Below are 17,844 nucleotides of genomic sequence, written 5' to 3' on the forward strand. Positions count from 1 at the left end.
GGGCCATGCGCGACGACGAGCGGTCAAACCGTATCGATCAACTCGTGGACGAGTTCCTTGTTGCCGGCCTCGGCGAAGACCAGATTGATGGATTCTGCCGTGACCGGCCCGAGTTCAGTCACGATCTTCGCGACGCGTTGCGTGATGCGATTCTCATTCGCGCCGCACGCCATCGCGCCGAACTGCCGGTGGCTGCTTCGGAAGAAGAATCGACCCAGCACTCCGCTGACGCGAACGCGCGGTCCATCACCCGCCGCATCGGCGTGTACACGCTCGGCGCTCGCCTTGGCGGCGGGGGATTCGGCGAGGTGTATGAAGCGACCGCCGAGGATTCAGGCGACACGGTTGCCATCAAGCTACTTCGTTTAGAGCACGGCGAGCGGGCCGACATCGTGCATCGCTTTCGCCGGGAAGCGGCCATACTGACGAGCCTGGGCCATCCGTCCATCGTTCCCGTAAATGAAATCGGCGAGGCGGACGGGCGTCCCTACATCGTGATGCAGCGTATCCGGGGCCTCGACCTGCACCGCCTGTCGCGCGCCCGACCGATCGACCCCGAACTTGCCGCGCGGTACATCGCCGACGCAGCCGATGCCTGCGCGTTCGCGCACCAGGCGGGCGTGATCCACCGCGACATCAAGCCTGAGAACATCCTCGTCGAGGATTCCGGCCGCGTCGTCCTTTCCGACTTCGGCCTTGCCAAGCAACTCTACTCCAAGACAGAGCTGACGCTCTCGCTCCAGCGACTCGGCACGCCGCACTACATGGCGCCTGAGCAGGCGGATCGACGCTTGGGTTCCATCACTGCACGCTCCGACGTGTACTCGCTCGGCGCCACGCTGTATTTTCTGCTCACCGGCCGCCCACCCTTCCCGACGATCGAGGGTCTGGGCCGGGATGCGGCGCTCGATCAGGTCAAGTGGGACGCGCCCGTCCCGCCGTCCAGGCACAACCCTGTCGTCCCGGCAGACCTCGAAACGATCTGCCTGCAATGCCTGGAGAAGTGGCCCGGCGACCGGCCCGCCGATGCCACGGCACTCGCGGCGGATCTCCGCGCCTTCATCACCGGGCGGCCGGTGTCGGCGAGGCTCCCGGGCCGATTCCGTCGCGCGCGGCGCTGGTGCGCACGCCGCCCCTTGGCTACATCCCTTCTCAGCGTGGCGCTCGCGGCTCTGCTGGCGGGCTCCGCCGCATCCATTCACTACGCCTCGCGCGCCGTCGCCAGCGAAGCCGAGACGCTGAAGCAGCGCGGCGAGACGGCCAAGGCAGACCGTGAGCGCCAGCGGCGCGAATACCTGGCGGACATGCGCGACGCACAGGCGGCGCTGATTCGCGGCGAAACGCCCATCGCCCTTGGTCTGCTGAGCAAGTATGAAAGCCCTGCAGCCGCTGCGGATGACCCGCGATCCTTTGAATGGCACTACCTGCGGCGGCTGGCGCAAGCGCCATCACCCGTGCAGGTCGGCCTCGAGGACGGAACATGGAACCGGCTGAGCCTGAGCCCCTCGGGCGACCGCATCGCCTGCATCGACCAACGCGGCAACTTGGCCGTCTTTCTTCTGCCCGACGGCGAGCCGCTCTTTCGCGGTGCGGGGCCGGTCAAGGACTGCGCGTTTGTCCCCGACGGCGCAACCATCGTCGCGCTCACGGCTTCCCTGGAGGGTCGGCTCAGCGTCCTAGACGCAACTACCGGCACGGTTGCGAAGGAGTTCCCCGTGGGCCTGTACGCGACGGCGATGGCGCTGAGCCCCGCCGCCCCGACCTGCTTCACGGGGGATGCCGGCGGCGGCCTCTGGCTCTGGTCACTGGAGAACGCCGACGTGGTTGATCTTGCCGCCGGCCACAAGCGCGGACCGTTCGATCGCAGTCTCGACATCCAGCACGGCACCGTGACAGCGGCGGCGTTCTCGCCGGACGGCGACTCGCTGGCCGTCGGGTACGAAAGCGGCGCAACACAGGTCTGGGATATCCGCCGTCGTGACATCACGGCCCGCGGACCGGTTCATAACGGTATCGTCACGGGGCTGTCCTTCAGCCCGGACGGCACGCGCATCGCCAGCCAGAGCTTCGGTCGCTACGTTCCTCAGCTGGAGAGCGACACGCACGGTGAAGTCCGCGTGTGGAACGCCGCGACCGGCGAATCACTCGGGGTGATCGTGCCGCACCAGGTCATGCTTGCCGAATCTTCCTTTCTCGACGAGCGGCTGAGCGTTCCGTTCGGTCAACTCACGCCGTGGTTCGCGGCCGATGGCCGCGAACTGGTCACTACCGGCCCGCTCGCCGTGCAGCGATGGAATGTCGAAACCAGGCGGCTGACAGGGCAGTACACCGGCGACGGCACAGTGGTTCATGCCGTGGCAATGTCAGCCGATGGCCGACACGTCGCCGCCGCCGGTGCTTCGGCTGGCGTCCGCGTCTGGCCGACTGACTCCGCCGAGCCAGCCACCACCCTTCTTTCGGAGGACTTCGGCATCCGGGCGCTGTGCGGTGATGGCGAACGCCTGGCCATCGTCCGCGAGAACGGGGCGGGTATGACCGTCGGAGAGCGCGGCCAGCTCTACTCCCGTTCGGAACGACGCGAAGCAGTGGTCTGGGACTTGGAGAACAACACGCCCACGAGCACCACGCGCCTGCCGACCAACGTCAACAGGATCACGCCGGTACTCGGAGGATTCCTCTGCGGGGACGTAGTCGTCGGAGCGGCGACGGCCCCCGACCTCGCAAAGCGGCTTCGCGGGCTTTCGGATTCATCCGCTATTGCGGTGAGCGCCAACGGACGCTGGATAGCAATTGGGCATGACGATGGTACGGTGCAACTTGTGACTGAAGACGAGGCGACGGCGTGGACTGCTCCGGTGCATCAGGGCGCAGTCACGGCGCTCGCATTCGCGCCCGATGCAAGCGTGGTCGCCTGCGGCGGGGAAGACCAGCGCATCCATGTACTCGATTGCCGCACGGGCGCCATCGTCGCCAGCCTTCAGGGCCACCGCCGCGAAATCGGAGGATTGGCGTTCTCGCCGGACGGTCGGCGCCTTGCCAGCAGCAGCGGCCTGCTGCAAGTGGAGAGCACGCAGCCGGGCGAGGTACGGTTGTGGGACTGGGCCGTTGAACAGTTGTGCCTTGAACTGTCGGCCGGGCCTTCCGACGTCTATCCCGGCGTGGCATGGAGCGGGGATTCGACGCGGCTGTATGCGGCGGCCAATGCGATGACACCGGGAGAAGTCGCGCCCGGTCGCGTCGTGATGTGGGATTCCGGCGATAGATGGGCTGCCACGGAAGGAGCAGCACCCTCGCAGTGAGGGTACTACTCCCTGTATCGCGAGCGTCCCTCCTTGCGCGGCGGATCCTCCACGAGTTCGAGTTCGGGCACCCAACCGGACGACGGCGAGTGCTTCTTGCGTCCTCGCTCGTCGCGCGACATGATGAGGAAACGGCTCCCCTCGCGCTCATCACCTGACCGGCCGGCGGCGGCAATCAGGATTCCCGGGATGTTGGATGCCGGCGAGCGGATGGCAAGCCCCAACTGCCTCAACTCGTGGTTCACCCACGCGGCGGTTTCTCGCTTCTCCACGAGCGTATCCTGCGGCAATGTGTTGAGGTGGGCATTCAGCACCGGCCCCAGCGCGGACGCGATCTCCGCATGTACAGCCGAGCGGACTCCGCGCGCGCGTTCCGCGTGCGCCTCAAAACCCGCCGGTCCTGATTCAATCACCTTCCGCACGAGCCGGCGGAGTTCGGCAAGGTCATCGGTATCCTTCTCTGTCACGGGCTGCCGTTGCTGGTTTTACACTTGGCATACGCCATCCCTTCGACTCAAACACAAGCCGACAGCCGCCGTCAAGCCCTTTCACCGCTGCGGGCGGAGTTGCGGATCGCCCGCATCAATGACACGGCGAGCGTTCAGCCGAGCCGAACTTGTTGGACGCGCCCAACAAATCGCCGCTTCCGGCGGCGCGATGGCCCGTGCTACGGTGGAAACATGACCACGCCCGACCCGCTCCACATCGCCAACGCCGCCCAGCAGATGGCCCGCACCGCCCCTGGCAACGACGCCGTCGTCTTCGGCCGCGTCGCGATGGTGTGCATGGGAGTGATGGCGGCGGCCTCCGTGGCCCAGGTGTTCCAGTCGCTGCTCCGCGACCTGAACCGGCGCGAGAAGGGTTCGCAAGGTCGTTGTCGCTGAGCCGTCGCGACGCAGTTATCCACGGGTGTTTACCTAGAACGACGCCTTTATAACGACACCGCAACTTCCATATTGAGCAGTGCCAGTATAGAGCACATTGTATACGAATGGGTCGGTGTCTGTACGGACACAAACCGGCGTGCTGGTGTCACCATATGTATAGCCGAAGATCAAGCCGCCATTATACGTGAGGTGCTGCGGTGGCTCGAGGGCTAGCGCTAACCGAATCGCGATTACTTTGCCGCTGACTGGAAATCCATCATCGATCTTATTGTCAATATAATGGAGATCTGCCGGCGCGTAGCCATTGAAGACAGTTCCAGAGGCAGCAGGCCACGCTCGGATGCTACCCAGCGCAAAGCTATGACCAGTGAGTGGCGGCGGTATTCTGCCTGGATAGGATTCAAACGTGACATTTCCGTGTACAATCCACCCCCCCGATGCAGGGCTTCCTGCGAGGCCCATGTATCGAAGTTTCATTCCCTCGACCGGTGGTGTTGCAACGCCGGGCATATCCGGCGTACTCGGGGGCACTGCTGTGACAGCCGCTATCGCATAGGGAATCAGCCCTGCTGCGTGCAAATGATACCAGAAATTAATATGCTCATGTCGTGCTGATATAATGCACACTCCCAAGCCATCGCATCCGGGAGGGTAACCGACGGTGCCATCGCCGTTTCCGCTTGACAATGCGCTCCACCCAAAGACAGTGGCATTCAAGCAGTCGCCAGGGAGACAATTATACCGATTGCGGAATACATTGGCGGCGCTGTCGAACAATTCCACCTGCCGCACTGCAAGGCGCCGCTCTGATGCGGTGATCAAATCAGTTCCCACAAGAACGCCACCGACAATCAGAGCGATTATAACAAGTGCTATTGCTAACTCGATCAGCGTAAACGCTTCACGTGTCCATCTCAGCACGGCCACTCTCTTTCTGACACACACACTATCTGACTTACTATGATACCCGCTATATAATTGGTTGTGTATGACATTTTTATGACACTTCAGACGAGATGATCACCACTCAATCGCATCCACCACTGTCTCCCGCTCACCGGCCTGTAGGCCGGCGCTGCGGTCCGCTTCGCGTATGAAGGACACGCGGTGGCGCGTGATGCCCTCGAACAGGCGCACGGAAGGGCGCACTTCCGCGTTCAGGTTGCGCCCCTTGATGCGGATGGTCTGCCCGCCGACGGTGAGCGTGATGCCTTCCGATGGATTGAACTCGGCGCGTTCGAGACGCGCGTAGTCCACGGCCACGATGTTGCCGTCCCGGCGGCGCAGCTCCAGCATCCGCGCGAAGTCGCGCACTCCGCGCAGCCAGCCGAAGGCGCGACAGTCGGCGCAATCGGAATCCGGCTGCTCGCTCGCGCGTGCGCCTTGGTTGCCGATATACCGTTCCAGCAGCGTCTCATCGCTCATGGACCAATACCTCCCGTTCGCGCGTCGCATCGCGCGGCGGTTCATGTTCGAGGTGGCGCGCCCGCCCGCCGGTCAGTTCCGTCGCCGTCAGCCGGTCGTCCGAGCGGCTCACGGCGGTCAGCAGCGCGTCCTTGTCGTCGGTGTAGAGGGTCGCGTGTTCACGCGCCCGGCTGACGCTCACGTATGCCTGTTGGCGCGACGAGGCGGGAAACGACGCCGACGACTGGGCGATGAGCACATGATCTACAGTGCGTCCCTGGCTGGCATGGCTCGTGGTGCAGTAGCCGTGCGCCAGGTGCCCGTAGTCCTTCGCGATCCTCCAGCCGTTCGTGAGCACGAGGTTGCCGGCGCGGTCGAATCGCTTCACCGTGTAGAGCGCGCCGTTGTTGAGCCGGTGCCTGCCGTTCGCCGTCTTGCCGTTGCGCGTGACGCGCACCACGTCGCCCGGCGCCACCGGCAGCACCGAGGGCCGGTAGAGCTGGAACCGCGCCGCCTGATCGAGCGGCAGCGGCGCGTCGCCGACCACCAGCCGTTCGCCCTTGCAACGGCCCTTGGCATTCTGGTGGAAGACCAGCACGTCGCCGGGGGCGTAGTTCAGCGGGTCCATGCGCTCGGCCTCGGTGAGGTTGGCGTTTTCCAGCACGACGAGCGGGCGTTCGTCCGTACCCAGCCGGCCGGACTGTTTCAACCGGGCGCGAATCTCGTCGGTGACCCAGGCCCCTTCGAGATGCGTCGGCGCAATCGCCAGGACCGACTGCCCCTCGGCGACGGCGGCGACATAGTCCTCGGCCAGTTGCTGGTAGCGCTCAGTGTCGCCGACCTCGCGTATCCACCCCAGCCGGTCGAGTTGCCTGAACCCATCTTCCGTCCGCCCCTCCGAAAGCGCCCGCACGGCTTCCTTGTAGTCGCCGCGCTGGCGGCGGATGTTGCGTATTTCGGCGGGGACCAGTCCGGCTTCTTCTTCCAACAGCCGCAGCGCCGCGCCTCTTTCAACACTCGAATGCTGTCGCCGGTCGCCCGAGAGAATGACTCGTGCGCCTTTGCGTTCGGCAAGGTCGAAGAGTTGCGCCATCGTGCGCGATGACAGCAGTCCGGCCTCATCGATCCACAGGACCTGACCGGCGACGCGCGCCTGCAATGCTTCATCTACCAGCAACCGCGCCACCGTGTCGGCGTCGGCGAATCCTTCCCGCCGCAGCACGCCGCGGCTGGCGTCGGCCGACGGCGCGAAGGTGAAGACGCGCTTCCCGTTCGATTCGATGCCCTCGACCGCTTCCTGCATGAGCGTCGTCTTGCCGGTCCCGGCGACGCCGCGCACGAGGATGACGCGGTCGGGTGACTCCAGCACGTGCCGCACCGCCCGGCGCTGGTCGTCGCCCAGCCAGTCGCGAGTGAACTGGTGGTCTGCCTTGCCAAGCGGGCGGCACGCCCCGCGTCCCTCGCGCGCGAAGGCGAGCATCCGGTCTTCTTCGGCCAACACCTCGCGCGTCGTGGCGAACCGGCGCCCGTCGCGCTCGGCGACGATGAGTTCCTCGCGTGCCACCGCCTGCGTCACCGCTTCGGGAGTAGCGCGGCCGACGGCGCGCTTCATGGCCTCGGCAAGCACTCGTCGTTCGGGCAGCACGGCGCTCCGCTCGAAACAGTGCTGGATCGCCTGGCGTGCCGCCTCCCTGGCGGCGAGGTTGTCCCTGGCGATGCGTTCGCTTCCGACGCGATCCGCGACGGCCTCAATGGCCCGCGATTCCTCCGGGGTCATGCGCGACCGCCACTCGTCGCGCAGTTCCGGCAGTGTCAGTTGCTTCGCCTTGCGCTCGCGCGTCTTCGCGCCGAGCGCGCCCTTGGCGTCGGGGTCGGTGATGCCGGACTCGCGCGCCAGTTCCTCGATGAGCGCCGTGCGCCGCGAAAGGCGTCGGATGACAGTATCGGGAACACCCGCCAGTTCCCAGCCCTGCTTCGTGCGCACGGTGGGAACGCCCAGTTCCTCCACGCGCCGCGCCAGCCGCGCGTGAAACACTGCCTCGAAATACGGCCCGTCGCGCTTGAGCCCCGCGAACTGCCCGGCCTTCCAGCGAGACTCTGTTTCGTCCCAGGTGGCATTGAAGATAAAGCAGTGACTATGAAGGTGAGGGTCCGGCACGCCGTTTACGGGCCGCGCCGTCGTGTGGATGAACTCGCCCCAGACCATGTTGCCGGTCGTGCGGTCCTGGTTGCGCCCGCCTGCGCGCACGCGCGTCTGCATCTCGGCTTCGATGTCGCGCATGGTGGCGTCCACCGACTCGCGGAAGGCGTCGAGAATGCGCGCGTCACCGGTCAGTCCGTACAGGAGCGACAGGCTCTTGGGGCAGTGGAAGTTGAAGTCGTAACCGACGCGCCGGTCGGACTTGGTGCGCGCCGTCAGCGGCTCGCCGGTCGAAGGATTGCGGTTGTCGCACAGCGCGTCCCAGTCCTCGCGGTGCACCTCGCCGGACAGTCCCAGTCGCGCGGCGGCATGGCCACGCCAGACGCCGGCGAGTTCCTGGCCTTCCGTGTAGTAGTCGGCGGTCGAGTAGTAGCTCTTGGCGCCGGCGGGCGTGCTGTTCTGAATGATGCGCAGCATGGGAGGACACTCTCCTACGCCTCATTCGTCGTGGTCAATCGCCGGTTCGTTGGACGGAGCCGTTTCTTTCACGGGGTTTCACGGCGCGCCTGCGGCCCTGCTGCGGATGGGTCATCCATTCGCGCGCGGACTATCCCGGCCGCGGCACGGACGCCGGTGTTGCATTGCCCCTGAGCCCAGCCAGGCGCGATGCGGACCATTGCCAAATCGCCCTCGTCTGCTTCCCATCGGGCAACGTGGGGTCGCCCGGGCGTTGACGTGCCGGTGCGTCTCTGCTTTTCCCCGGTCTCCTGCGCCCAACACGGCCTGATTGACGGCATCGCTACAGCCGCCGCCGGTCCGGTCAAGCGGAAAACCGGTTCCTCCCAACATCTTCACTGCGTTGCAGACGCGGGTCCCTCCCGTTTTCCGCTGTGACCGGTGCGCTCCGCCCCGGCCTGGAGCGGCTGGTTTCCGCGTGCCATCAGGCCGCGATGGGCGCGGCCGGAAACCTCAGAAAGGAGACTCACATGTCCGACACGAACAACAACGCTTCCAAGGCTCCCACGCACATCGCCTACCAGGTGCGCGACCGGGAGGGCAAGAAGGGCTTCTGGACCCGCATCGGGTCCGCCTGGCCGCACAACGACGGCAAGGGCTTCAACATCCAGCTTGAAGTCGTGCCGCTCGACGGCCGCATCACGCTCCGCGTTGCGAGCGACAAGAAGGACTGACCCATCCGCAACCGGGCGGGCCGCAAGGCCCGCCCTTTCTTCATCGAAAGGAGTACACGACATGACTACCGTCGCTCTCATCAACCCGTTCTTCGCGGCGCGTCTCCGCCGCAAGCCACTCTTGGCCTCCGCCAGGGTCGCTACCGCTCCCATCGAGAAGCGCGTCATCGGCAACGCCACGCTGTATCGTGCCGACTGCTTCGACATCCTGCCGACGCTCTCCGGCATCGGCGCCGTCGTCACCGACCCGCCCTACGGCATCGGCTTCCAGTATCGCAGCTACAACGACGCGCCCGAGAAGTACGACGCGCTGATGGAGCAGCTCGTGCCCGAACTCGTCCGCATTACCGGCAACGGCCCGTGCTTCGTCTGGCAGAGTCCGCTCACGGCCGAGCGATGGCACCACTACTTCCCGAAGGGCTGGCGCATCATCGCCGCCTGCAAGGTCTATCCCGAGCGCGGCCGGCAGCGCTGCCTGAGCTGGGACCCGGTCATCTTCTGGAGCGGCAGGTCGCTGCTCAAGGACGAACTGCCGCGCGACTGGCACGTCGCCGACCTGCGGCCTTGGACGGAGAGCATCAGCGACAACCCCGTGCCCTGCCCGCGTCCGCTTGACCAGATGCGCTGGTTCTGCGACTCGATTCCCGCCGACTCCATCCTCGACCCGTTCATGGGCTCCGGCACCACCGGCGTCGCGGCGGTGCTGGCCGGCAAGCGCTTCGTCGGCATCGAGCGCGACCCGGTCTACTTCGACTACGCCTGCAAGCGCATCGAGGCGGCGTGCGTCGATGCTCCGCTAGTGTCTTAGCGCGAGTCGAACCGAAGGTTCAGCACGCGATTGTCAGCAAGCTCCACTGCATGCTGCGCCGAGCTTCGCTCCGGCCACTGCTCCCGCTTTGCCTGCGGCCACGGCGCCAGCCGGACCGCCGGCGAGCAGGCCGAAGAACCCGCAGATCACGGTACCTGCCACGGTTGCCACGACGACGGCCGCGGCGGCGTCCACAGCCTTTTCTGCGACACGGTCCCCGAATGATTCCGACCCGTTGTTTTCGCTCGATGCCATACTCGCCTCCGTTTGTGGTATGTACACCTACACCGATAATTCATACGGGCACCTGCACTGGTCGGTTCCGCAAGGCCGCACGCATCGTTCAACGGCCGCGGGGTGGTTTGCTCTCCCTTCGTGCCCGCTCGGCCCAATACTCCGCCGCGCCCTCGCGCCGATTCGGGTACGCCATGAGATCCACGCGGAAGAGGGACGTTGAGGTCTTCGACTTGAACTGCTCACCGGAGCGCAACAGCAGAAGCTGGAAGCGTCCCGCTTCCGGGCGATACCCGGAATCCGTCTGCAGCATTGCCGGTTCCCCGGTCCTCGGACACCGGACTGCTAATCCGAGCGCCCGCAGGTCGGCATTGGCTTCGCGCGTCAGATCCCGTTTCTCTGCAAGTGTCTCATGCGGCTGCGCCGCCAGATGCGCGTTGAACGCCGCGGCGAAGCGCTCCGCCAGCGCGTCGTGGAACAGTTCTCGCGCCTCGGTCAGCCGGGCGCGCAGCGACTCGTAGTCGTCACGTTTCCGCTCGGCGAACAGTTGTTCAATGCGACGCAGCTTCGCGTCGATGCCCTTCGGCTCCTTCTCCGTCACGTTCCCCCCGCGTGCGTGATTATTCCTGCCTTTCACCCTACCACTGCGCCGCACCGGGCGCAAGAGCATGTGCCGCGCCGGGCCGGGCATCGCCTCCCTTCCCTGACTCCGGCGTGCTCGCCATGACGCGCGGCTGTGTCTCACGGGTTCCTTTCCGTGGGGTTGACCTGTTTGATGCACATCCTGGCGTCCGCCGCCCCCGCGTACGGCCTGCGGCCTCAAGGGGACCGTGTTGTCGCTTCGCTCCTGCCCGCACCATCCCCTTGACGCGGCGGCTTTCCACGGCCGCCGTCCGGTGTGCATCGGTCAACCAGCCACGAAAGGAGACTCAACCGATGGACACACCGCTCACCCATGCCAACCTCCGCCAGTTCACCGGCGATCTCACCATCCGCGAAGTGCCTCCCTCTCGCCTAGCCACCGGCACATGGTCACACGAACTCGACCGCCAGATCGGCGAGGGCGACATCCATGCCTCCTACAGCGCCGACCGCATCGGGATGGGGCAGCCGATGCGCCGCCCGTTCACATACGAAGGAATCCGCTGGGTCTGCGTAGGCTTCCGCCCCGGCCCGCAAACCGAAGCCTACCGGCTCGTTCATCCGGCGGCCTTCGATGGAACGCCGACTACCTATGCTGAGAAGGTTCGTCCCAATGGCGGCGAGGATGCGCGCTCCGACCCGATGGGCTTCTATCACGGCATGACGGTGTGTTCGGGCGGCGAACAACTCATCCTTTGCGGCCCGCCCGTCCGGTTCGTCCCCGGGCAAGAGGCGCAGCGCTCACTATTCGACTGACCGGCTCACCGCGCAGGGGTTGTCCCTGACTGCGGTGTCGCACGAGGCGAGGCATCGCCGTCGCATCTCGCTGCAAAGCGCGAGCGAGGAACCCTCGGACTCCGGACCATACCGGCAGGCGGGGGCTGGGCGATGGGTGCCCGCCGCCCGTCGCCGTCGTGTCCCAGCCGCCGGTGAGGACCCGACGACGACGGCCGTATACGGCAGGCACAACTTCGCTTGAACGACTGACTCAGTCGTCCAATCTCCGGTGAGCACGAATCCATCCCTGCAAGCATTTGACATGCAGACGCCTCCCCTAAGCGTTGCTTAGGCAGGATTTCACCGTGAAACGGCCTGCTGGTTCTCGTGCAGTCTGCGAAGCCGCTTAGCCTCCTGCTTCTGTTCGTACTCTGCCATGAAGCGGTAGATCTTTCCCACCGTCGCCAGCGAACAGGATCGTCCTCTACGCAGGTCGAACACGAACCGGGAATCGTTCATCGCCCAGAGGCCGAAGGTCGTCGGGGACAGACCGTGGCGGGCGATGAACGCTTCTACCTGAAGTTGAAACTCATCGTCGGTCATGCACTTGCAGATAATGGGCGCGCACCAATCGGTCAACACGATTATTGTTGGACGTTTCCAATGACGTGCCCTCACGTGTGTGGCGCGGAATCCGCGCGCTGGCACGAATTGGATACCGCCAACAAATGAGCTGTTGCATCGTGGGTTTGCATTCCTATCTTTGATGGACTGTCAGTCACGAGGACGCATGCCGACGCCAGAGACACAACGCATCCTGCTCACCAAGGAGGAGGTAAAGAAGCTCCTAGGCATCGGCGACGCCACCTTTTCCGAGCTTGGCGTGGATTACATCCAGCTTGGCCGACGGCGGCGGTACGTCATCGAAGACGTATACAGGGCGATCAATGAACGGAAGCAACCGGGAGCATGTCACTTACCAAAAGGAAGGATTCGCCGTTCTGGTGGTACGACTTCACCGTCCACGGACATCGGTTTCGAGGAAGCACTCAAACGAGCGACCTGAGCCAAGCGAAGGCCATCGAAGCGAAGCTGCGCACTGACGCGCTGATGAGCGGTCACTTTGGAGGGCGGAAGGAGCAGGTAGCGCTCGATGCACTCCTTGGACGCTATTGGCTCGACTACGCACGATATCTCAAGTCGGGCGACACGGCGGTGCGCCACCATTGCCGCCATATCCTCGACCACTTCGGCAAGGCCACGCTCTTGCACGAGATCGACGACGCCGGTATCGCCGCGCTCAAGGCGAAGCTGCGCGGCCGTGTCAGCGACAGCACCGTCAACCGTGTGCTGTCAACGCTGCGGAAGATTATCAACACAGCTACGCAGGAATGGGGCTATGAAGGCCCGGATGTCCGCGTCGGTAGGCACATGCTGCCAGAACCCGAAGCACGCACGCGCTGGCTCACTCCGGCAGAGGCACAGCGACTCATCGCCTGCGCCGCCGAGCATCTGAAACGTCCGATCCGGTTCGCGCTGCTCACTGGCGTCCGGCTGTCCAACATCCTCAACCTTCGGTGGGAGGACGTGAGCTTCGAGCACGGCGAGATTGAGTTCAAGGTGAAGAGCAGCCTTCCAGGCGGCAAGTTGCTTGTTCTGCCGATATCGAGCGAACTGCGGCTGCTGCTGGAGGAGTGCGGACCACAGCCGGAGGGACTCGTGTTTGTCCGCCGTTTCAAGAACGGCAGCAGGGCACCCGAACCGATCCGCAAGTTCCGGCGATCTTTCAAGACCGCCTGCGACCGTGCCGGCATCGCCAACTTTCGGTTTCACGACCTGCGGCATACGGCCGCCACCTGGATGATCCAGCGCGGCGTGCCGATTGACCTGGTGCAGGAAGTGCTCGGTCACAGGGACATCGCCACCACCAAGAAGTACGCCCATCGGGACTTCGCCGACAAGCAGGCGGCCATGGAAAGGCTCGCCTCGACACGAATACGACACGCTGAGCTCTATCGCGGCGGCACGCCGCGGGCTAACCCTTTGAAAATGCTGGTCGGGGCGAGAGGATTTGAACCTCCGACCCCCAGTCCCCCAGCCATGCCGAGGGTGCCGAAAGAGCCTGATGATTCAAGCACATAGCGCGTCATGGCGATCGCCAACGTGCCTCCAAAACCCAAGGTGGGTCGAGCGCCGTTTTTGCCCGGCGGCACGATTGCGACACGCGAACACCCGAGTGTGTCAACCGAGAACAGGCCTGCTCCACAACGGCATATTGCCTTCGTTTCCCAACGTCTCGTCGAAGCCTCCACTGACATCCGACAAGGCCCACCGGAGCGCGCCGAGTTCCTGCACACTGTGCTCTGTCACGTCGGCTTTCCGCGACAAAGGACTGACGCGCGAGTCTTTGAGCGCACCAGCGGCAACGTGAGCGTCCGCCTGGAAGCAGGCACGCTGTACACGGGTGACGGCTGGCGTGCGCAGCCCCTTCCCTACGGCACCGTCCCTCGCCTCATCATGGTCCACCTGTCATCGGAGGCAATCCGCACCAGGCGGCGCACCGTCGAACTCGGCGACAGCGTTCGGCAGTTTCTCGCCAGGCTCGGCATGTCCGCCAGCGGCGGACCGCGAGGGGGATACGCGGCATTGGCCAGGCAGCTTGCGGCGCTGGCCGCGTGCCGGCTCACGCTCGGCATGCAGGAAGCAGGCCGCGTCGTCACGGTGGACGCCAAGCCGATCAAGCGCTTCGAGGCATGGTTGCACGGGGACGGCACGCAGCGGACGCTCTGGCCTGCCGCGCTGGAACTGTCCGAGGACTTCTACGGAACGCTCATCGAACACGCGGTCCCGCTCGACCATCGCGCCCTCGCCGCACTCAAGCACTCGGCGCTCGCCCTCGACGTGTACACGTGGCTCGCTCACCGGCTGTGCCGCGTGCGCGGTCATAGCGTGCGGCTGAGCTGGCAGAATCTTCGCGAGCAGTTCGGCCAGGAGTACCAGGACACCCGCAACTTCAAGCACGCCTTCCGCGCGGCGCTGAGACAGGTGCTCGCGGTGTACCCGGATGCTCGCGTCAGCACGGTCCCCGGCGGACTGGAGTTGCGGCCGTCGCGCCCGCCGCTCAACCCGAAACTGTCGTGATTCGACGCATCCTCGATGCACGCACTGTGAGTAAGTCGGTTGACTTACCGACTTATCCACGCTGAATCACCACCCCCTCATGCGCTGAATCGCCACCCCCTCGCACGCCATTCGTGCGCTGAATCACCACCCCTAACCTGTAGTAGATACCTATAGCTCTTCCTGTAGTTGGCAGGCAGGCGCCTGTGGATAACGGGCAGGAACGGCGCGGGTTCACTTCGTCCGGTCGGCGTGCTCGGCATCCTCCTTCATTTGCAGGTGCAGGCATTCTATCGGATCGAGGACCCGCTTGATCTCGGCATCGGTCAGGCCGGTCTTCTTCAGCCGCCTCCGGTACTCGGCGAGTCTGGACTCGGCCTGTTTGATTCGGGTTCGTGTCGTTCCTTGTTTGCTCATTCGCCGCACTCCATGCGGTGAATACGCCGCCTATTCGCCGCGCTTGTCAAGTTTTACAGCAAGAAAACTTGACAAGCACCACTGCCCGAAAGGGCGCGTCACGCCCGCCGGCGGCGACGCGCCCCGGTCAGGCCCATCAGGGAGAGCAGGGCGAGCGAGCCGGGTTCGGGTACAGCCGTGATGATGCGGATTTCGTCGTAGGCCGCGCCGAACTTGAGGGTGAAGTCCAGCCGCGTCCGGTCCGCGGAAATCTCGAAGGTGTCGAGCGAGCCGGGCGGCAGTTCCAGCCGCCTGCCGGGGCTGTTGCCGTAGGTCACGCCCGGGCGGCCGAGGAAGTCGTCCGTGCCGTTCATCGACGCCGTCTTGATGAGCACGCCGAGAATGGGCGCGTCGAAGACGACGTAGCCCGAGAGCAGCGCGTCGAAGCCGTCCACCGAGTCGGCATGGAACAGGTAGCTCTGCACCGCCGTCCCGGCGGAAACGAAGCCCGGCACGAGCAGCGATTCATGGTCCACCAGCCCGGTGTTGACGTGATCGAGTTCCAGGTCGGCAAGCAGCGTCGTCTGCCGCTCGAAGAAGCCGCGGATCTCCGTGTCGCTCTCCCACTGGTTGAGCGCGATGTTGGCCGGCGGCTCGGCGATGACGGCTGCCCCGCCGACCTCGATGATGTCGGCAAGGGCGGGTGAGGCGGACAGGGCGGCGATGGCGCCGACGACGACTGTGGACAAGGTGGTGTGGTAACGCATGGGCAGAGTGATCCCGTTCTCGTGATGCTGAACAATGCGGCGGAGCGATACGCGCGCTCTCCAACTCCACGCAAACGGTAATTCATGATGGCTTTCCGGCCAGACGGCATTTTCGCTGTCGGTGATCTCGCCGACAGCCGCAGTGCGGGCACGGCTCGTCCATCAGCAGTTCCCACGCCAGCGCGAAGACGCGGCTCGTCACTTCGGCGCGGTTCGCGCCGTCGAGCCCCAGGCGATCGAGCGCGCGCTCGCGGTGCATGCGCACGGTGCCGTACCGGATGCCGAGCTTGGGCCCGATCTGCTTATCGCCGAGGCCGTGCATGATGAGCGCGATCACTTCCGCCTGCCTGTCCGACAGCCCGGCGAACTCGACCACCCGCCGCCAGGTGGCGGCGTCGATGACCGGCGGCGTGAGTGCCGGCAGCGGCTCGGGTTGGATGGGCAGCGCCTTGCGGGCGGCGCGTGCTCGGCGAGGCATGGTCAGCGTCCCGACAAAAAGGGAGCGTCGAACCAAGGACGCCTCGGGAGCCCCCGCCAAGGGGCATGGAGAACGTGCCCTGGCCGACGCCCCTTTGCGGGGCGCGGCCTTCAAGGCACTGCCTCTCCAACTGAAACTTGGCGGTTTTCCCGAGAGCAGCGGCTTGACGCTCGCGCGTCGTTCAGATTGTCGCCGGGGCCACCTTCTGACTCCGGCACAGCTATTCTACGCGGAGAACGGGCCGGGCCGAAGGGCGGACTCCGGCCCTCGACCGGGGCCGTCTCAGGCCCGACAATGACCGCCAGGCTCGTTCGCCGTTGACAGCCACGCGGACGGGTGCTACGCCGGATCAGGCAGAACCACTGGTCGGCGCCGCATCGGCCAATCCCCGCTCAGAACCCGATCCGGGGGCGGTTTGCGGATACCCTTGCGGCAGGAAGCACAAGGTGCCATGACTGAGCCGACAATTGTCTGTCCATCCTGCAAGGCCGAGATCAAGCTGACCGAGTCACTGGCGGCTCCGCTCATCGAGTCCACGCGCCGGCAGTACGAGCAGCAGATCGCCAAGAAAGATGCTGATATTGCGAAGCGAGAGTCTGCACTCAAGGAACAGCAGGCGGCACTTGCGAAGGCCAAAGGGGAGATCGACGATCAGGTTGCTGCCAAGCTGAAAGCGGAGCGCGCCACCATCGCCGCTGAAGAAGCGAAGAAGGCCCGGGTTGCGATCGGCAATGATCTTGAGCAGAAGGCCAAAGAGCTCGCGGAACTCAACGAGGTGCTCAAGCAGCGTGACGAGAAACTCGCCGAGGCGCAGAAGGCCCAGGCCGAGTTGATCCGCAAGCAGCGTGAGCTCGATGACGCCAAGCGCGAAATGGAACTGAACATCGAGAAGCGCGTCCAGGAATCACTCGGCGCAACACGCGAACAGGCGAAGAAGGAGGCCGAGGATTCCCTCAAGATGAAGGTCGCAGAGAAGGAACAGACCATCGCGTCCATGCAGAAGCAGATCGAGGAGCTGAAACGCAAAGCAGAGCAAGGGTCGCAGCAACTCCAGGGCGAAGTTCAGGAGCTTGAACTGGAAGCGATGCTCCGTGAGAAGTTCCCACAGGATTCAATCGAGCCGGTCGCCAAAGGCGAACATGGCGGCGATGCCATCCAGCGCGTCATCGGTCCGATGGGTCAACCGTGCGGGACGATTCTGTGGGAGTCGAAGCGCACCAAGAACTGGACCGACGGCTGGCTGGCCAAGTTGCGCGAGGACCAGCGCGCCGCGAAGGCAGAACTTGCCGTTATCGTCAGCCAGGCATTGCCGAAGGATGTGGAGACCTTCAACCTGATCGACGGTGTGTGGGTCACGTCCTACCGCTGCGCATTGCCGGTCGCTGTGGCGCTCCGTCACTCGATCATCGAACTCGCCGCGACTCGGACCGCCAGCGAGGGACAGCAAACGAAGATGGAGCTTGTTTACCAGTACCTCACCGGTCCACGCTTTCGCCACCGCGTTCAGGCCATAGTCGAGAAGTTCACCGACATGCAGGAGGACCTGGAAAGGGAGCGCAAGACCATGACGCGCCTCTGGGCAAAGCGCGAGGAGCAGATTCGCGGCGTCATCGAATCCACCGCCGGCATGTACGGCGACCTTCAGGGCATCGCAGGGAAGACGCTGCAGGAGATTGAGGGGCTGGATTTGAGAATGCTTGAGAGTAGTGACGGACAGTATGTGGACTGAACGCAGCACTGAACAAGGCTCGAAATAGGAGGC

17 protein-coding genes and 1 pseudogene are annotated in these 17,844 nt (G+C 64.8%); 9 read left to right on the forward strand and 9 right to left on the reverse strand.

Going from position 1 to position 17,844, the window contains the following annotated elements; translation table 11 throughout:
- Positions 1-5 precede the first annotated feature (5 nt).
- Positions 6-3,299, forward strand: a complete 3,294-nt coding sequence (locus FBT69_06855; protein ID MDL1904517.1) for a hypothetical protein — start codon at positions 6-8, stop codon at positions 3,297-3,299.
- 5 nt (positions 3,300-3,304) lie between these two features.
- On the opposite strand, the gene FBT69_06860 is transcribed toward FBT69_06855, so the two are convergent.
- Complete coding sequence (locus FBT69_06860; protein MDL1904518.1) at positions 3,305-3,766, reverse strand: hypothetical protein; 462 nt, start codon at positions 3,764-3,766, stop codon at positions 3,305-3,307.
- 213 nt (positions 3,767-3,979) lie between these two features.
- Here FBT69_06860 and FBT69_06865 point away from each other — a divergent pair, with 213 nt between their 5' ends.
- Positions 3,980-4,183 (forward strand): hypothetical protein, encoded by a 204-nt coding sequence (locus FBT69_06865; protein ID MDL1904519.1) that lies wholly within the window; start codon positions 3,980-3,982, stop codon positions 4,181-4,183.
- A gap of 33 nt (positions 4,184-4,216) precedes the next feature.
- Here the strand turns inward: FBT69_06865 and FBT69_06870 are convergent, their stop codons facing one another.
- From FBT69_06870 to FBT69_06880, 3 genes are read right to left on the reverse strand one after another with little or no spacing between them, the layout of a single operon-like run.
- Positions 4,217-5,197 carry a prepilin-type N-terminal cleavage/methylation domain-containing protein gene (locus tag FBT69_06870; protein MDL1904520.1) on the reverse strand — a complete coding sequence of 327 codons (981 nt, stop codon included), beginning with the start codon at positions 5,195-5,197 and terminating at the stop codon, positions 4,217-4,219.
- Positions 5,198-5,206: 9 nt separating this feature from the next.
- On the reverse strand, positions 5,207-5,611 hold the full coding sequence (locus tag FBT69_06875; GenBank protein ID MDL1904521.1) for a hypothetical protein: 405 nt from the start codon (positions 5,609-5,611) through the stop codon (positions 5,207-5,209).
- Complete coding sequence (locus FBT69_06880; GenBank protein ID MDL1904522.1) at positions 5,601-8,207, reverse strand: conjugative relaxase; 2,607 nt, start codon at positions 8,205-8,207, stop codon at positions 5,601-5,603. Before FBT69_06880 ends, FBT69_06875 begins: the two co-directional genes overlap by 11 nt.
- Before the next feature lie 473 nt (positions 8,208-8,680).
- Between FBT69_06880 and FBT69_06885 the strand changes: the two genes are divergently transcribed.
- From FBT69_06885 to FBT69_06895, 3 genes and pseudogenes are all read left to right on the forward strand, one after another.
- Positions 8,681-8,920 carry a hypothetical protein gene (locus tag FBT69_06885; protein ID MDL1904523.1) on the forward strand — a complete coding sequence of 80 codons (240 nt, stop codon included), beginning with the start codon at positions 8,681-8,683 and terminating at the stop codon, positions 8,918-8,920.
- Positions 8,921-9,233: 313 nt separating this feature from the next.
- Positions 9,234-9,728 (forward strand): site-specific DNA-methyltransferase, encoded by a 495-nt coding sequence (locus FBT69_06890; GenBank protein MDL1904524.1) that lies wholly within the window; start codon positions 9,234-9,236, stop codon positions 9,726-9,728.
- A gap of 40 nt (positions 9,729-9,768) precedes the next feature.
- A pseudogene (locus FBT69_06895) lies at positions 9,769-9,861 on the forward strand (acetyl-CoA carboxylase, biotin carboxyl carrier protein).
- 210 nt (positions 9,862-10,071) lie between these two features.
- Here the strand turns inward: FBT69_06895 and FBT69_06900 are convergent.
- Positions 10,072-10,563: a hypothetical protein gene (locus tag FBT69_06900; GenBank protein ID MDL1904525.1), complete on the reverse strand. Its 492-nt coding sequence runs from the start codon at positions 10,561-10,563 to the stop codon at positions 10,072-10,074.
- Between the two features lie 335 nt (positions 10,564-10,898).
- On the opposite strand from FBT69_06900, the gene FBT69_06905 reads away from it, so the two are divergent.
- Positions 10,899-11,360 (forward strand): hypothetical protein, encoded by a 462-nt coding sequence (locus FBT69_06905; protein MDL1904526.1) that lies wholly within the window; start codon positions 10,899-10,901, stop codon positions 11,358-11,360.
- 321 nt (positions 11,361-11,681) lie between these two features.
- Here the strand turns inward: FBT69_06905 and FBT69_06910 are convergent, their stop codons facing one another.
- The gene (locus FBT69_06910; protein MDL1904527.1) at positions 11,682-11,960 is read right to left on the reverse strand and encodes a hypothetical protein; all 279 of its coding nucleotides are present in this window, start codon (positions 11,958-11,960) and stop codon (positions 11,682-11,684) included.
- A gap of 330 nt (positions 11,961-12,290) precedes the next feature.
- Here FBT69_06910 and FBT69_06915 point away from each other — a divergent pair, with 330 nt between their 5' ends.
- Both FBT69_06915 and FBT69_06920 read left to right on the forward strand, forming a co-directional pair.
- Positions 12,291-13,463, forward strand: coding sequence for a site-specific integrase (locus FBT69_06915; GenBank protein MDL1904528.1), 1,173 nt, complete (start codon positions 12,291-12,293; stop codon positions 13,461-13,463).
- 6 nt (positions 13,464-13,469) lie between these two features.
- Complete coding sequence (locus tag FBT69_06920) at positions 13,470-14,462, forward strand: replication protein (GenBank protein MDL1904529.1); 993 nt, start codon at positions 13,470-13,472, stop codon at positions 14,460-14,462.
- Between the two features lie 213 nt (positions 14,463-14,675).
- Here FBT69_06920 and FBT69_06925 read toward each other — a convergent pair whose 3' ends face one another.
- The 3 genes from FBT69_06925 to FBT69_06935 form a co-directional block, all read right to left on the reverse strand.
- Complete coding sequence (locus tag FBT69_06925; protein MDL1904530.1) at positions 14,676-14,858, reverse strand: hypothetical protein; 183 nt, start codon at positions 14,856-14,858, stop codon at positions 14,676-14,678.
- Between the two features lie 98 nt (positions 14,859-14,956).
- Positions 14,957-15,604, reverse strand: coding sequence for a PEP-CTERM sorting domain-containing protein (locus FBT69_06930; protein ID MDL1904531.1), 648 nt, complete (start codon positions 15,602-15,604; stop codon positions 14,957-14,959).
- An 82-nt stretch (positions 15,605-15,686) separates the two neighbouring features.
- Positions 15,687-16,082: a helix-turn-helix transcriptional regulator gene (locus tag FBT69_06935; protein ID MDL1904532.1), complete on the reverse strand. Its 396-nt coding sequence runs from the start codon at positions 16,080-16,082 to the stop codon at positions 15,687-15,689.
- A 451-nt stretch (positions 16,083-16,533) separates the two neighbouring features.
- Here FBT69_06935 and FBT69_06940 point away from each other — a divergent pair, with 451 nt between their 5' ends.
- Positions 16,534-17,811 (forward strand): DUF2130 domain-containing protein, encoded by a 1,278-nt coding sequence (locus tag FBT69_06940; protein MDL1904533.1) that lies wholly within the window; start codon positions 16,534-16,536, stop codon positions 17,809-17,811.
- Positions 17,812-17,844 lie beyond the last annotated feature (33 nt).

This window comes from Synechococcales cyanobacterium CNB (assembly GCA_030263455.1).
Classification (GTDB): domain Bacteria; phylum Planctomycetota; class Phycisphaerae; order Phycisphaerales; family UBA1924; genus CAADGN01.

What these genes read in the sequence shown, in the direction of transcription:
- FBT69_06855 (MDL1904517.1), top strand. Translation starts at nt 6, where the DNA reads ATGCGCGACGACGAGCGGTCAAACCGTATCGATCAACTCGTGGACGAG.
- FBT69_06865 (MDL1904519.1), top strand. Translation starts at nt 3,980, where the DNA reads ATGACCACGCCCGACCCGCTCCACATCGCCAACGCCGCCCAGCAGATG.
- FBT69_06875 (MDL1904521.1), bottom strand. Translation starts at nt 5,611, where the DNA reads ATGAGCGATGAGACGCTGCTGGAACGGTATATCGGCAACCAAGGCGCA.
- FBT69_06880 (MDL1904522.1), bottom strand. Translation starts at nt 8,207, where the DNA reads ATGCTGCGCATCATTCAGAACAGCACGCCCGCCGGCGCCAAGAGCTAC.
- FBT69_06885 (MDL1904523.1), top strand. Translation starts at nt 8,681, where the DNA reads ATGGGCGCGGCCGGAAACCTCAGAAAGGAGACTCACATGTCCGACACG.
- FBT69_06890 (MDL1904524.1), top strand. Translation starts at nt 9,234, where the DNA reads ATGGAGCAGCTCGTGCCCGAACTCGTCCGCATTACCGGCAACGGCCCG.
- FBT69_06905 (MDL1904526.1), top strand. Translation starts at nt 10,899, where the DNA reads ATGGACACACCGCTCACCCATGCCAACCTCCGCCAGTTCACCGGCGAT.
- FBT69_06915 (MDL1904528.1), top strand. Translation starts at nt 12,291, where the DNA reads ATGTCACTTACCAAAAGGAAGGATTCGCCGTTCTGGTGGTACGACTTC.
- FBT69_06920 (MDL1904529.1), top strand. Translation starts at nt 13,470, where the DNA reads ATGGCGATCGCCAACGTGCCTCCAAAACCCAAGGTGGGTCGAGCGCCG.
- FBT69_06925 (MDL1904530.1), bottom strand. Translation starts at nt 14,858, where the DNA reads ATGAGCAAACAAGGAACGACACGAACCCGAATCAAACAGGCCGAGTCC.
- FBT69_06930 (MDL1904531.1), bottom strand. Translation starts at nt 15,604, where the DNA reads ATGCGTTACCACACCACCTTGTCCACAGTCGTCGTCGGCGCCATCGCC.
- FBT69_06935 (MDL1904532.1), bottom strand. Translation starts at nt 16,082, where the DNA reads ATGCCTCGCCGAGCACGCGCCGCCCGCAAGGCGCTGCCCATCCAACCC.
- FBT69_06940 (MDL1904533.1), top strand. Translation starts at nt 16,534, where the DNA reads ATGACTGAGCCGACAATTGTCTGTCCATCCTGCAAGGCCGAGATCAAG.